Source organism: Planomonospora sp. ID82291, from assembly GCF_015711645.1.
Classification (GTDB): Bacteria; Actinomycetota; Actinomycetes; order Streptosporangiales; family Streptosporangiaceae; genus Planomonospora.
Genome location: NZ_JABTEX010000001.1, coordinates 1,427,047 through 1,440,277, shown reverse-complemented (window position 1 = coordinate 1,440,277; position 13,231 = coordinate 1,427,047). Strand labels below are relative to the sequence as shown.

At 73.1% G+C, this 13,231-nt stretch carries 13 protein-coding genes; 7 read left to right on the top strand and 6 right to left on the bottom strand.

Going from position 1 to position 13,231, the window contains the following annotated elements; all coding sequences use genetic code 11:
• Positions 1-30: 30 nt before the first annotated feature.
• The 4 genes from HS045_RS06260 (at position 31) to HS045_RS06245 (ending at position 5,815) form a co-directional block, all read left to right on the top strand.
• A complete protein-coding gene (locus HS045_RS06260) occupies positions 31-525 on the top strand; it encodes a PH domain-containing protein (RefSeq protein ID WP_307827461.1) in 495 nt (164 codons plus the stop codon).
• Positions 522-2,321, top strand: coding sequence for a PH domain-containing protein (locus HS045_RS06255; RefSeq protein WP_196450178.1), 1,800 nt, complete (start codon positions 522-524; stop codon positions 2,319-2,321). Before HS045_RS06260 ends, HS045_RS06255 begins: the two co-directional genes overlap by 4 nt.
• A gap of 103 nt (positions 2,322-2,424) precedes the next feature.
• A complete protein-coding gene (locus HS045_RS06250; RefSeq protein WP_196450177.1) occupies positions 2,425-3,480 on the top strand; it encodes a hypothetical protein in 1,056 nt (351 codons plus the stop codon).
• Positions 3,481-3,598: 118 nt separating this feature from the next.
• The gene (locus tag HS045_RS06245; RefSeq protein WP_196450176.1) at positions 3,599-5,815 is read left to right on the top strand and encodes a cation-translocating P-type ATPase; all 2,217 of its coding nucleotides are present in this window, start codon (positions 3,599-3,601) and stop codon (positions 5,813-5,815) included.
• Positions 5,816-5,918: 103 nt separating this feature from the next.
• Here the strand turns inward: HS045_RS06245 and HS045_RS06240 are convergent, their stop codons facing one another.
• The 4 genes from HS045_RS06240 to HS045_RS06225 form a co-directional block, all read right to left on the bottom strand.
• On the bottom strand, positions 5,919-6,575 hold the full coding sequence (locus HS045_RS06240) for a Pr6Pr family membrane protein (RefSeq protein WP_196450175.1): 657 nt from the start codon (positions 6,573-6,575) through the stop codon (positions 5,919-5,921).
• Between the two features lie 70 nt (positions 6,576-6,645).
• Entirely contained in the window at positions 6,646-7,362 is a 717-nt protein-coding gene (locus HS045_RS06235) for an HAD-IA family hydrolase (RefSeq protein WP_196450174.1), read from the bottom strand.
• Entirely contained in the window at positions 7,265-7,984 is a 720-nt protein-coding gene (locus HS045_RS06230) for a hypothetical protein (protein ID WP_196450173.1), read from the bottom strand. The genes HS045_RS06235 and HS045_RS06230 overlap by 98 nt, the downstream gene beginning before the upstream one ends.
• On the bottom strand, positions 7,985-8,668 hold the full coding sequence (locus tag HS045_RS06225; RefSeq protein WP_196450172.1) for a hypothetical protein: 684 nt from the start codon (positions 8,666-8,668) through the stop codon (positions 7,985-7,987).
• Between the two features lie 231 nt (positions 8,669-8,899).
• Between HS045_RS06225 and HS045_RS06220 the strand changes: the two genes are divergently transcribed.
• On the top strand, positions 8,900-9,991 hold the full coding sequence (locus HS045_RS06220) for a calcium:proton antiporter (RefSeq protein ID WP_196450171.1): 1,092 nt from the start codon (positions 8,900-8,902) through the stop codon (positions 9,989-9,991).
• A gap of 105 nt (positions 9,992-10,096) precedes the next feature.
• On the opposite strand, the gene HS045_RS06215 is transcribed toward HS045_RS06220, so the two are convergent.
• Positions 10,097-10,507, bottom strand: a complete 411-nt coding sequence (locus tag HS045_RS06215; protein ID WP_196450170.1) for a VOC family protein — start codon at positions 10,505-10,507, stop codon at positions 10,097-10,099.
• Between the two features lie 14 nt (positions 10,508-10,521).
• Positions 10,522-10,893 (bottom strand): helix-turn-helix transcriptional regulator, encoded by a 372-nt coding sequence (locus HS045_RS06210; protein WP_196451080.1) that lies wholly within the window; start codon positions 10,891-10,893, stop codon positions 10,522-10,524.
• Positions 10,894-11,246: 353 nt separating this feature from the next.
• Here HS045_RS06210 and HS045_RS06205 point away from each other — a divergent pair, with 353 nt between their 5' ends.
• On the top strand, positions 11,247-12,239 hold the full coding sequence (locus HS045_RS06205; protein WP_196450169.1) for an ATP-binding cassette domain-containing protein: 993 nt from the start codon (positions 11,247-11,249) through the stop codon (positions 12,237-12,239).
• The gene (locus HS045_RS06200) at positions 12,236-13,105 is read left to right on the top strand and encodes an ABC transporter permease (protein WP_196450168.1); all 870 of its coding nucleotides are present in this window, start codon (positions 12,236-12,238) and stop codon (positions 13,103-13,105) included. Before HS045_RS06205 ends, HS045_RS06200 begins: the two co-directional genes overlap by 4 nt.
• The last annotated feature ends 126 nt before the right edge of the window (positions 13,106-13,231 follow it).

The following is a 13,231-nucleotide window of genomic DNA, read 5'->3' as shown; positions in this document are numbered from 1 at the left end:
CCCGGCTCCCCGCCGGGCCCGCCCGCGGGCGTGGAGCGGCCGTCCGGTCTCCGGCCTCCGCGCAACCCGGTGGACACCCGTGCCGTCGGTTGGTGGACGGGCCAGGCGCTGGTGCTGGTCGCCCCGCCCGTGCTGGTCCTGGTCCTGCTCGGCCTGCTGATCCCGCCGGCCCGGTTCTGGCTCCTGCTCCCGGCCCTGGTCATCGCCGTGCCCGGCCTGGTCTACACGCTGGTGATGCCCCGGGTGCGCTATCGCGTGCACCGCTGGGAGGTCACGGACGACGCCGTCTACACCGCCTCCGGGTGGATCTGGCACAAGTGGCGGGTCGCTCCGATGTCCCGGATCCAGACCGTGGACACGCTCAGGGGTCCGATCCAGCAGATCTTCGGCCTGGCCGGGGTGACCGTGACCACCGCCTCGGCCGCCGGAGCCGTCAGGATCAACGGGATCGACCGGGCTCTCGCCGCCGACCTCGTCGAGCGTCTCACCGCCCGCGCCCAGGCCGTTCCGGAGGACGCCGCATGAGACGGGACGAGTACGACGGAGACACCGGGATCACCGCCGGCGCCGTAAGCGCCGGGGCGGCCGAAAGCGCCGTAAGCGCCGGGGCGGCCGAAAGCGCCGTAAGCGCCGGGGCGGCCGAAAGCGCCGTAAGCGCCGGGGCGGCCGAAAGCACCGTAAGCGCCGGGGCGGCCGAAAGCACCGTAAGCGCCGGAGGCTCCGGGACCGTCGTCGGCGCAGGGAACGCCGAAGACGCCGGGAACGCCGGGAACGCCGCCGCGGGGGACGACGGGGCCGGGGCGCGGTGGTCGCGGCTCGACCCGCGGCTGCTCCGGTTCACCATGACCCGGTCGCTCGGGCCGGCGGTGCCCGTCGCGGTGACGCTGCCGTTCGCCCGTGACGGGCTCGGCCTCCAGGCGGCCGTCACGCTCGGTGTGATCCTCGTGGTCTTCGCCGTGATCGCGGTGGCCGGCCTCGTCCGCTACGCGACCACCCGGTACCGGGTCACCGCCGAGCGGGTGGAGCTCCGCTCCGGGCTCGTCTTCCGGCGGCGCCGCTCGATCGCGCGCGACCGGGTGCGCAGCGTCGACCTCACCGCCGACCCGCTCCAGCGGTTCTTCGGTCTGGCCACGGTCGTCATCGGCACGGGCCGGACCGACGACGAGAAGGGCCTCGTCCTCGACGGGGTCTCCCGCGCCGGCGCCCGGCTGCTCCGGGTGGAGCTGCTGGGCCGTACGGCTCCGGCGGACGCGGTCGTCGCGGAACTGCGTCCCGCCTGGATCGGCTACGCCCTGCTGAGCAGCTGGTCGCTGCTGATCGGTCTGGCCCCGTTCGGGGTGTTCTTCCGGGTGCTGGACATCGTCGGGATCGACCCGGCCGAGGTCGGCTTCCTCGGCGACCTCTGGAGCCGCGTCACCGCGGCCGACCCGGTCGTGGTCGCGGCCGTCGCGGTCGGGATCGTGCTCTCCATCGGTCTGGCGGGCGCCCTGCTGCTGTACGTGGAGTCGTGGTGGGACTTCCGCCTGACCCGCGAGCCCGACCGCGCGTTCTCGGTACGGCGCGGCCTGCTGACCACGCGGTCCATGGCGCTGGAGGAGCGCCGGCTGTACGGGGTCGAGCTGGCCGAGCCGCTGCCGCTGCGCTGGGGCGGCGGGGCCAGGCTGAAGGCCGTGGCCACCGGTCTCAAGGAGGACGAGTCGGTCGTCCTGCTGCCGCCCGCCCCGCGCGCCGAGGCGCACCGGGTCGCCGCGGCCGTGCTCGCCGTCGGGCCGTCCGCGGGGCCGTCCGTCGGGCCGTCCGCGGGGCCGTCCGTCGGGCCGTCCGCGGGGCCGTCCGTCGGGCCGTCCGCGGAGGCGTCGCCTACCCTGGCTCCGCTGGCCGCGCATCCCCGTGCCGCGCTCCGCCGCAGGATCGTCCGGGCGCTCTGGCCGTCGGCGGTCGTCTCCGCGGTCCTGGGCGGCCTCGCCGTCTGGCTGAGTTGGGTCCCCGGCCTCCTGTGGCTGGCCGGTCCCGCCCTGCTTCCGGCCGCGCTGCTCCTGGCCCTGGACGCCTACCGGAACCTGGGCCACGGCCTGCACGGGCCCTACCTCGTCACGCGGTACGGCACCGCCCGGCGCAGGACCGTGGCGCTGCGCCGTACCGCGATCATCGGCTGGACGGTCAGCCGGTCGCCCTTCCAGCGCCGGTCGGGCCTGGTCACCCTGGCGGCGACGACGGCGGCGGGCTCGGGGTCGTACAAGGTCAGGGACGTCTCCGTCGCGGAGGGCCTGGCCTTCGCCGAGGAGTCGGTCCCCGGTCTGCTGACGCCGTTCGTTCACTGACGTCTCGATGCCGTTCATACCCCCCCGGGGTTGCTCCTCGTGATCCGCTGTGGCATGCTGAGGCGCCTAGATACCCTATAGGGGTATATGGGGAGGAGGAGAGATGAACGGCGCGACCAAGGTGGGGGCGTACGTGCTCGGGCTGGCCGTCGTCTTCGGCGGCGCGTTCGGCGCCGGAAGGCTCGCCGGGCCGGTCGGGGAGACCGGGCGCGTGGCGGCCGGAACCCCCGGTGGCGCGGGCCACGCGGGCGACGCGCACGCCGGGCCGGGGACGTCGGGCGAGGCCGCCGGATCCACCGGGCCGGCCGTGCTGCCCGGCGGGCTCCAGGTGTCGGCGGGCGGATACACGCTGGTGCCGAGGACGGACGTGGTGGAGCCGGGGGAGAAGACGGACTTCCGCTTCTCGGTCGTCGGCCCCGACGGGCGCCCGGTGACCCGGTTCGCCGTGGAGCACGAGAAGGAACTGCACTTCATCGTGGTCCGCCGGGACCTGACCCGCTTCCAGCACCTCCACCCGGTCCGGGGGGCCGACGGCACCTGGTCGGTCCCGCTGACCCTCCCCGAGCCCGGGGAGTACCGCGCGTTCGCCGACTTCGCCCCCGCGGGCGCGGAGGGCATGACGCTCGGCATGGACCTGTCGGCCCCCGGCGACCACCGGCCCGCCCCCCTCGGTGCGCCCGAGCGCACCGCGACCGTGGACGGTTACACGGTCACCCTGGCCGGCGACCTGGTCCCCGGCCGGTCGAGCGCGCTGACGCTCTCGGTGAGCAGGGACGGCGAGCCGGTCACCGACCTGGAGCCCTACCTCGGCGCCTACGGCCACCTCGTCGCGCTGCGCGACGGCGACCTGGCCTACCTGCACGTCCACCCCGGTGGCGAGCCCGGTGACGGGAAGACCGCCGCCGGGCCCGGCATCACCTTCCACGCCGAGGTGCCCAGCGTGGGGGCCTACCGCCTCTTCCTGGACTTCCGGCACGCCGGGAAGGTCCGGACCGCGGAGTTCACCGCGGTCACCGCGGGCGCGCCCGCGGTGACCGGAGACGGCGCCGGCGACCGGTCCGGTGACGGATCCGAGGACAAGGCCGAGGACAAGGGCGAGACCCGGGATGCGACCCCGTCGCCCGAGGCGTCGCACGGCGCCGACGGACACGGCCACTGACCGCGAAATACCCCCGGGGGGTCGGACGTTCTCCGGAGTGGGAGGAACGGCGGACACCCCGATTACCGCCTGCGGCTCCGGGCCGCGCACGATGGATCGACGAGCACGAGGAGAGGCCATGTCCACGACCACCACCAGGCCGCCCGCCGGCGGCGGCGAGATCGAGCTCGCCATCGGCGGTATGACGTGCGCCTCCTGCGCGAACCGGATCGAGCGCAAGCTCAACAAGCTGGACGGCGTGAGCGCCACCGTCAACTACGCCACCGAGAAGGCGAAGGTCGTCTACCCCGGGAGCGTCAGCCCCGCGGACCTGGTCGCCGAGGTGGAGAAGGCCGGCTACACCGCCGAGCTGCCCGCCGTACGGGAGGAGGCGCGGGAGGGGGAGCGCGACGAGCTCGCGCCGCTCCGTCAGCGGCTGGTGACCTCGGCCGCGCTCTCCGTCCCGGTCGTCGCGATGGCGATGGTCCCGGCGCTGCAGTTCGACAACTGGCAGTGGCTCTCGCTGGCGCTGGCCGGACCCGTCGTGCTCTACGGCGGCTGGCCGTTCCACCGGGCGGCCTGGACCAACCTGCGCCACGGCGCGGCGACCATGGACACCCTCGTCTCGCTCGGCACGCTCGCCGCCTTCGGCTGGTCGCTCTGGGCCCTGTTCTTCGGCACGGCGGGGATGCCCGGCATGCGGCACGGCTTCGAGTTCACCCTGACCCGGGGCGACGGGTCGGGCAACGTCTACTTCGAGGCCGCCGCCGGGGTGATCGCCTTCATCCTGGCCGGACGCTACTTCGAGGCCCGCGCCAAGCGGCGGGCGGGCGCCGCGCTCCACGCGCTGCTGGAGATGGGCGCCAAGGAGGTCACGCTCGCCTCCGGCGAACGCGTCCCGGCCGAGCGGCTGGCGGTCGGCGACCTCTTCCTGGTGCGGCCCGGTGAGAAGATCGCCACCGATGGCGTGGTCGAGGAGGGCTCCTCGGCGGTGGACGCCTCGATGCTGACCGGCGAGCCGGTGCCGGTGGAGGTCCGCCCCGGCGATGCCGTGGTCGGCGCGACCGTGAACGCCGGCGGGCGGCTCGTGGTCCGGGCCACCCGGGTCGGGGCCGAGACCCAGCTCGCCCGGATGGCGCGGCTGGTGGAAGAGGCGCAGAACGGCAAGGCGCAGGTGCAGCGGCTGGCCGACCGGATCTCCGGGGTGTTCGTGCCGGTCGTGATCGCCCTGTCGCTGGCCACCCTGGGCTTCTGGCTCGGCACCGGTTCCGGTACGGCCGCCGCCTTCACCGCCGCGGTCGCGGTGCTCATCATCGCCTGCCCCTGCGCGCTGGGCCTGGCCACGCCGACCGCGCTGATGGTCGGCACCGGCCGGGGGGCCCAGCTCGGCATCCTGATCAAGGGCCCCGAGGTGCTGGAGTCGACCCGGCGCATCGACACCGTCGTGCTGGACAAGACCGGCACCGTGACCACCGGGAAGATGACCCTCTCCGGCGTCCTCACCGCGGAGGGGGAGAGCCGCGAGGAGGTCCTGCGGCTGGCCGGGGCCCTGGAGGCCGCCTCCGAGCACCCGATCGCCCAGGCGGTCGCCCGTGCCGCGGAGTCCACCGCGGCGGTCGAGGACTTCGCCAACGTCGAGGGTCTGGGCGTGCAGGGCGTCGTGGACGGCCACGCCGTGCTCGTCGGCCGCCCGCAGCTGCTGGCCGAGTGGTCCCAGCACCTGCCCGCCGACCTGGAGCGGGCGCTGGAGGAGGCGCAGGGCCGGGGCGAGACCGCGGTCGCGGTCGGCTGGGACGGGCGGGCCCGCGCGGTGCTCACCGTCGCCGACGCGGTCAAGCCCACCTCGGCCGAGGCGGTCGCCGCCCTGCGCGGGCTGGGCCTGCGCCCGGTCCTGCTCACCGGCGACCACGAGGTGGCGGCCCGCCGGGTCGCCGCCGAGGTCGGCATCGACGAGGTGATCGCCGACGTGCTGCCCGCCGACAAGGTGGACGTGGTCAAGCGGCTCCAGGCCGAGGGCCGTACGGTCGCCATGGTCGGCGACGGCGTCAACGACGCCGCGGCGCTGGCCCAGGCCGACCTGGGCATGGCGATGGGCACCGGCACCGACGTGGCGATCGAGGCCTCCGACCTGACGCTGGTCCGCGGCGACCTGCGGGTGGCCGCCGACGCGATCCGGCTGTCGCGCCGGACGCTGTCCACCATCAAGGGCAACCTGTTCTGGGCCTTCGCCTACAACGTGGCCGCCCTGCCGCTGGCCGCGCTCGGCCTGCTCACCCCGATGATCGCCGGCGCCGCGATGGCGTTCTCCTCGGTCTTCGTGGTCAGCAACAGCCTCCGCCTGCGCCGCTTCCGCTGAGCCCGGACCGGCGACCGTGCTGACCTCCGACGTCGACGCCATCACGGCCATAAGCCGGAAGCGCCTGCGTGTCGTAGGGATCTGAGACGGCCGGTCGGCGGTGTCACGGCAGGGCCCGGCTCTCCTCGGCGGGCCGGGGCGTCGCCGTACGGGAGACCAGGCGGTGCAGGGCGACGAGGAGGTAGCCCAGGACGGCGAAGCCGGCCGTGAGGAGGACCGCCTGGAGCGCGACGCCGTCGTAGCCGAGCCGGTCCACGTCGAGGAAGGGGTACGGGTAGCGCCGCTCGGTGCCCGGGGCGAGCAGGGCGCCGCGGGTCAGCGCGAAGACGAGGTAGGCGGCCGGGTAGGCGAGCCACACGAGCGGCCTGCTCCATCCCGGGCGCAGGGCGCGGTCGAAGAGCAGCCAGTCGGCGAAGGCCATGATCGGTGTCACGTAGTGCAGCAGCAGGTTGCCCATGTCCTGGACGTCGTTCCCCTGGCCGTCGGGGAGCAGGAGCAGAGGACTCGCGCCGTGCGTCAGGATGAAGTGGGCGACCAGGCCGGTGATCGAGATGAACAGGGTCACCGCGCCCTTGATGAACGCCGACGGCACGCCCCGGCCCGACAGCTGCCAGACGTGGTAGGCCACCAGCATGATGTTGCTCTGCACGGTGAAGTAGACCGGCGGGTTGAGCGGATCGGTGGCCGCCAGCCAGGTGCAGAGCAGTCCCGCCAGACCCGCTGCGACCAGCACGACTCGATAGGCGTTCGTCCCGTTCATTCGCACACCATACTGGTAGGTAAAGGGCTTATCGGACGAAAGATTCACCAACCGTTCGGGATCCGCGGGTTCACAGGGCGGCGAGGTGCGGGACGGTCAGGTGGACGGGGACGCCGGGGACCGGGGCGGCGCCGGTCCGGTCGACCCAGCAGAAGTCCACCCCCGCCTCCCGTGCGCAGCCGCCGTCGCTCACGGGGGAGTCGCCGACCATCAGGGCCTCGTCGGGCTTGGCCTCCAGCAGGGAGAGCGCGTGGTGCAGCAGCGCGCCGTCGGGCTTGCGCAGGCCCACCTCGGGCGCGATCACCACGTGCTCGAAGAACCGCTCGATCCGGGTACGGCGGAGCTTGACCCGCTGGACGCGGGCGATGCCGTCGGTCACCAGCGCCAGCCGGAAGCGCCGCGACAGCCGCCGCAGGGCGCCGTACGCCTCCGGGAACAGCACGGTCCCGCGGCCGAGGGCCTCCTCGAACGCGGCGGCGACCCCGGGGCCGGCGCCCAGCCGGACCCAGCGCTCCAGGCGCAGCTCGGACAGGTCGATCCGGCGCTCGCGGTAGGCGGCCCAGAGGGGTTCGTTGGCCGCGTGGAAGGCGCGCAGGAACGCGGGGAAGTCCCGCAGGACCGGCGGGCCGTCCGGGCCGTGCGGGCCGTGCGGGTTGTGCGGGTCGCCGCGGAAGAAGCGGCGGTGGACCTCACGGAGTGCGCAGTCCTCCGTCCGGGCGTAGTCGACCACGGTCCCGTCCAGATCGACCAGCAGGACCTGGTAGCGCCTCTCCCTCGCCGAGCCCATCGCGCTCCGAACACCCGAGGATCTCCCCGACCGCCGCCGCGTCGGCGACGTAGATGTGCGGAACGTCGACGAAGACCCTCATTGACCCACGACCCACCCCGAGGTCGTCGGCGACCTCGTTCTGGATACTACGCAGGGGCACGTAGTTGAGGTAGCAGGTGAGCGCGTTCTGCGACCGGAACGTCGCGGTCATCGCCAGCCGCCCGTCCCGGATCCGGAAGGCCAGGCCGGTCAGGCAGGGCACGGCGTCCGGCCGCTCGCCCGGCACGGTCAGCGAGACCCACCCGCTCTTGCTGTACGGCCGCGCGCGCAGCAGCCCGGTGACCCAGCCGAGCTGGTCCACGCCCTGCAGGCCGCGGAGCCTGCCGCCGTAGCTGTACTTGAACGGCGGGACCACCGCGACCTCGCTGAACTTGCTGGAGTACAGGGCGATCTTCCCGGGGTCGCCGTGCGATCTCAGGACCGGGTCGTCCCAGCCGAGTTCGGCGATCTCGAACAGCACGGCCGGCGCCTCGATGATCGGGCCCCGGTCGTCCTCGGCGGGCCCGCCCTCGTCCCACACGTGGCGCATCAGCCACAGCCAGGTCTCCCCACAAGACGCGAATCGGAGGAGGTCTGCCATTCAGGTCTCCACGTTGGGGAAATGGAAGGGGTTCTGCGGGAGCCGGCGCTGGCGGGAGACGTTGGAGCGCACGTAGTAGACGAGGTAGTGGACCAGCGTGAGCAGCGCGATGACCAGCAGGAGCAGGGTCGCGGTGGGGTCGGCCCCGATGAGGCCGAGCAGTCCGGTCGCGATGTAGGTGGAGTTGACCAGGGCCAGCATCATCACGTTGATCCCCGGCCAGGCGAGCGGGGCGTAGGTCTCCGGATAGCGGGGGTCCACCGGCAGGTTCGGCGACCAGCCGAGACCGGAGAAGTGGTCCTTGAGCTGGACCACGTAGAGCAGCCGGAAATTGTTGATCGCCCGCGCGGTGCGCATGTGCGCGTTCACCGCCTCGATCAGCCGCAGGAACGGCAGGACGCTCAGCAGCCCGAACGCGGCGGTGGTCGCGAACAGGTACCAGGGCACGGTGCTCCAGGAGGTGAGCAGCGCCGGGCTGACGACCTTCGCGCTCGCCAGCGCTACGGCGGCGGCGAACGGGGCGGAGAGCAGGCTCATGGAGAGCCGGGTCATCTTGATGCGCTCGTCCTTCGCCGCGAGGTAGACGTGGTAGGTCCCGGTGAAGTCCACGGTGACGAGCTGGAGGAAGTCCTTGGCGTCCACGGGCAGCTCGTCGAGGCTCTGGGGCAGGGATTCCGCGCTCATGCGCGGCAGCATCTTGCGCATCGGGACCTCGGCTTCAAGCGCAGTGAACAGACCCGGTAAGGAAATTTTGACGCACTTGTCAGTTGGACGCGCGCCTTTTTCCCATTTATCTCCAATAACTTTGCCAAGGTCACCGGCCTGCGGCGGGAATCATGGAAAACCGGTCTGGGCGGACGCCGTCGCACGGGCGCGGCGGTCATGGACCGCATCCGGCCGGGAAGGATAAGGCGCATGATCCGCCTGCCCGCCGTCAGCTGGACCACCGCCGTCCCCGTGCTCGCGATCGCGGTCCTGGCCCTCGCGTGGGGCCGGGGGCTGTCGGTCGCCGGGGCGGTGGTCACGGGCGTCTTCCTGGCGGGCGCGGTGCTGGCGGCCGTGCACCACGCCGAGGTGATCGCGCACCGGGTGGGGGAGCCGTTCGGCTCGCTCATCCTGGCGGTGGCGGTGACGGTCATCGAGGTGGCGCTGATCGTCAGCCTGATGGCGTCCGGCGGCCCGGAGACCTCCTCCCTGGCCCGGGACACCGTCTTCGCCGCGGTGATGATCACCTGCAACGGCATCGTCGGACTGTCGCTGCTGGTCGGAGCGGTGCGCCGGAAGGTGGCGGTGTTCAACGCCGAGGGCACGGGCGGCGCGCTCGCCACCGTGGCGACGCTCGCCGTGCTGAGCCTGGTGCTGCCGAAGTTCACCACGAGTACGCCGGGACCGGTCTTCTCGGCGCCCCAGCTGGGCTTCGCCGCGGTGGCCTCGCTCGGACTGTACGGGCTGTTCGTGGTCACGCAGACGATCCGGCACCGCGACTACTTCCTCCCGATCACGGCCGACGGCTCCGTCATCGCCGACGACGAGCACGCCGCGCCGCCCACCACCCGGCAGGCCGCGGCGAGCCTCGGCCTGCTGATGACGGCCCTCGTCGCCGTCGTCGGGCTGGCGAAGGTGGAGTCGCCGGTGATCGAGACGGCGGTCGCGGCCGCGCGGCTGCCGCAGTCGGTGGTGGGCGTCGTGATCGCGCTGCTGGTGCTGCTGCCCGAGACCATCGCCGCGGTGCGGGCCGCCCGCAGGGACCGGATCCAGATCAGCCTCAACCTCGCGCTGGGCTCGGCGATGGCCAGCATCGGGCTGACCATCCCGACCATCGCCGTCGCGTCGTTCTGGCTCGACGGGCCGCTGCTGCTCGGCCTCGACGCCACGCATCTGGTCCTGCTCGGCCTGACGGTGGCGGTGGGAACCCTCACCGTGGTCCCCGGGCGGGCGACCCTGCTGCAGGGCGGGGTCCACCTCTCCCTGCTGGCCTGCTACCTGTTCCTCGCCGTCAGCCCCTGACCCGGCGCCGGGCGTCCGGATCGGGGACCGGTCGGCAGTGCGTGCGGCAGTGCGTGCGGCAGTGCGTGCGGCAGTGCGTCCGGCGCCGGAGCGGGGACGCGGAGATCAGCCGCCGAGGCGCTGGGAGAAGCGCACCGCGTTGCCCGAGGGGTCGCGGAAGGCGCAGTCGCGGACGCCGTAGGGCTGATCGATCGGTTCCTGCAGCACCTCGGCGCCCGAGGCCCGGATCTTCTCGAACGTGGTGGCGCAGTCGTCGGTGGCGAAGATGAGGGTGGACAGCGAGCCCTTGGCCAGGAGCGCCCGGAGGGCCTCCCCGTCCGCGGGCCCCCGTCCCATCTCCGGCACCTCGAGCACGATCTCGAGGCCGGGCTGGGAGACCGGGCCGACGGCCAGCCAGCGGTACTCCTCGAACGGCATGTCGGCGCGCACCTCGAGGCCGAGGACGTCGCGGTAGAAGGCCAGGGCCTCGTCCTGGTCGTGGACCTGGACGAAGGTGTGGGAGAGCGTGAGATCCATGGCCGCAACGCTACTCAGCCGGTGCGGCCGGAGGCTTCTCCGATCCTGCTCGGTCGGGTGACGGCCTTGGCGTAGCAGGCCGGTACGGCGGCGCCCGCGGCGTGGTCGCGGGCGCGGTAGGCGCTCGGGGTCTCGCCCACGAGTTCGGTGAAGCGCGAGCTGAAGGAGCCCAGCGAGGTGCAGCCGACCTCCATGCAGACCTCCGTCACGGTGAGGTCGCCGCGCCGGAGCAGGGCCTTCGCCCGCTCGATGCGGCGGGTCATCAGGTAGTTGTAGGGCGTCTCGCCGTACGCCGCGCGGAACCGGCGCGAGAAGTGGGCCGGTGACATGAGCGCGGCGCGGGCCATGGCTGGGACGTCGAGGGGCCGGGCGTACTCCCGGTCCATGAGATCGCGGGCCCGGCGCAGGCGGGCGAGTTCCTCAGGCGTCACCCCTCCAGAATCCCACGGGTGCGGGGTGCGGGGTGCGGGGTGCGGGGTGCGGGGTGCGGGGTGCGGGGGCGCGGGGGCGCGGGGGCGATCAGCGGCCGGACGCCGGCGGCGCGGAGGGCGTGTGCTGTCCGCGGGCCGGCCCGTTCGGCTCGTCCCGGCCCGGTGCGGGCCCCGCGGCGGAGAGTCCTGCCGGAGCCGGTGAAACCGCCGGACCCGGGGCGAAACCGGCGTGAAGCCACGGCGAAGCCGACGACGCGCATGCTCTCCTCAGACGCCGGGAGGTACCCGGCGCGGAGAGGAGACGCGTCATGGCGGACCTCAGCGCCGTCCGGACCGAGAACCTGGTCAAGGTGTTCGGAGACGTCCGGGCCGTGGACGGAATCGACCTCCATGTACGGCAGGGCGAGATCTTCGGAGTCCTCGGCCCCAACGGGGCGGGCAAGACCACGATGCTCCGGATGCTCGCCACCCTGCTCCCGATCGACGGCGGCCACGCGGAGATCTTCGGCGTCGACGTCCGGCGGGAGCACCACCGCATCCGGCAGCTGGTGGGCGTCACCGGCCAGTACGCCTCGGTGGACGAGGATCTGACCGCCCGGGAGAACCTCTGGCTGTTCGCCCGCCTGCAGGGTCTGCCCGGTGGCAGGGCCAGGACCATCGCCGGCGACCTGCTCGAACGCTTCGGTCTGCAGGAGGCGGCCGACCGTCCCCTGTCCCAGTTCAGCGGGGGCATGCGCCGCCGGCTGGACCTCGCGTCGAGCCTGATCACCCGCCCGCCCCTGATCTTCCTGGACGAGCCCACGACCGGCCTCGACCCGAGGACCCGGGGCCAGATGTGGGACACCATCCGCGAGCTGGTCACCGACGGCTCCACGATCCTGCTCACCACCCAGTACCTGGACGAAGCCGACCAGCTGGCCGACCGCGTGGCCGTGATCGACCACGGCCGGAAGGTCGCCGAGGACACCCCCGACGCGCTGAAGAGCCAGGTCGGCGACGCGACCCTGCAGCTCGGCCTCGCCGACGGCTCCGACATCGCCCTGGCCGCGGACATCGTCCGCCGGCTGCTGGGCGAGGAGCCGGTCCTGACTCCGGAGTCGGGGCGGGTGAACGTCCCCCTCCCCGACCCCGACCGGGCCGCGGACGTCCTGATCGGCTTGCGCGAGGCGGGTCTGGCCATCTCCTCGATGAGCGTCGCCAAGCCGACGCTGGACGAGGTCTTCCTGGCGCTGACCGGCCACGGCGCCGACGGCGAATCCCCCACGGCCGACGACGAATCCCCGATGGAGGCGGTCCGATGACCACCACGAGCGCTGTGAACCCGAAGACCCCGACGAGCCGGGTCGCCCCCGGCCCCCGGCGCATCGACCCGTCCGCGGCGGTCGCCCGCACCACGTCCCACAGCTCGGTCCAGGAGACCTGGACCCAGACCCTGGCGATGGCGTGGCGGGCCCTGAAGAAGATGCGCCGCAAGCCCGAGCAGTTCTTCGACGTCCTCATCCAGCCCCTGCTGTTCACCGCGATGTTCGCGTTCATCTTCGGCGGCGCGATCTCCGGCAGCGTGGCGGACTACCTGCCGGTGCTGATCCCCGGGATCCTCGCGCAGACGGCCCTGACCGTCTGCATGGCGACGGGCGTGCAGCTGCGCGAGGACATGGACAAGGGGGTCTTCGACCGCTTCAAGTCCCTGCCGATCGCGAGGATCGCACCCCTGGCCGGTCCGATGATCGCCGACCTGATCCGGTACGGCATCGCGTCGGTGCTGACGCTCGTCACCGGCCTGGCCATCGGGTACCGTCCCGGCGGCGGCGTGCTCGGCTGCATCGGCGGAATCGCCCTCACCGTGTTCGCGGGCTGGTCGCTGGCCTGGATCTTCACCTGGCTGGGCACGATGGCGCGTTCGGCGCAGAGCGTCCAGGGCATCTCCATGATGATCATGTTCCCGCTCACCTTCCTGTCCAACGCCTTCGTCCCCGCCGAGACGCTGCCCGGCTGGCTGGAGGCGTTCGTGAAGGTCAACCCGGTCTCGCACGTCGTCTCGGCGGTGCGCGACCTGTTCAACGACGGGGCCGTGACGGCCGAGGTCGGCTGGGCGGTCGTCGGCTGCGCGGTCGTCATCGCGGTCTTCGCCCCGCTGGCGGTCCGCTCGTACTCCCGCAAGATGTGACGTCCTCCCGCAAGATGTGGCGTCCTCCTGCAAGATGTGACGTCCTCCCGCCCGGAGACGAGGGCTCCCCGGCCGGGCCGCTTCACCGGCAGGCCGGGACGGACCCGCCGGACCCGGCAGCCGGAG

Excerpts from the sequence above, each read along its gene's own strand:
- HS045_RS06235 (WP_196450174.1), bottom strand. The coding sequence starts at position 7,362 with ATGGGCTCGGCGAGGGAGAGGCGCTACCAGGTCCTGCTGGTCGATCTG.
- HS045_RS06200 (WP_196450168.1), top strand. The coding sequence starts at position 12,236 with ATGACCACCACGAGCGCTGTGAACCCGAAGACCCCGACGAGCCGGGTC.
- HS045_RS06245 (WP_196450176.1), top strand. The coding sequence starts at position 3,599 with ATGTCCACGACCACCACCAGGCCGCCCGCCGGCGGCGGCGAGATCGAG.
- HS045_RS06250 (WP_196450177.1), top strand. The coding sequence starts at position 2,425 with ATGAACGGCGCGACCAAGGTGGGGGCGTACGTGCTCGGGCTGGCCGTC.
- HS045_RS06230 (WP_196450173.1), bottom strand. The coding sequence starts at position 7,984 with ATGGCAGACCTCCTCCGATTCGCGTCTTGTGGGGAGACCTGGCTGTGG.
- HS045_RS06205 (WP_196450169.1), top strand. The coding sequence starts at position 11,247 with ATGGCGGACCTCAGCGCCGTCCGGACCGAGAACCTGGTCAAGGTGTTC.
- HS045_RS06220 (WP_196450171.1), top strand. The coding sequence starts at position 8,900 with ATGATCCGCCTGCCCGCCGTCAGCTGGACCACCGCCGTCCCCGTGCTC.
- HS045_RS06225 (WP_196450172.1), bottom strand. The coding sequence starts at position 8,668 with ATGAGCGCGGAATCCCTGCCCCAGAGCCTCGACGAGCTGCCCGTGGAC.
- HS045_RS06215 (WP_196450170.1), bottom strand. The coding sequence starts at position 10,507 with ATGGATCTCACGCTCTCCCACACCTTCGTCCAGGTCCACGACCAGGAC.
- HS045_RS06255 (WP_196450178.1), top strand. The coding sequence starts at position 522 with ATGAGACGGGACGAGTACGACGGAGACACCGGGATCACCGCCGGCGCC.
- HS045_RS06210 (WP_196451080.1), bottom strand. The coding sequence starts at position 10,893 with ATGGACCGGGAGTACGCCCGGCCCCTCGACGTCCCAGCCATGGCCCGC.
- HS045_RS06240 (WP_196450175.1), bottom strand. The coding sequence starts at position 6,575 with ATGAACGGGACGAACGCCTATCGAGTCGTGCTGGTCGCAGCGGGTCTG.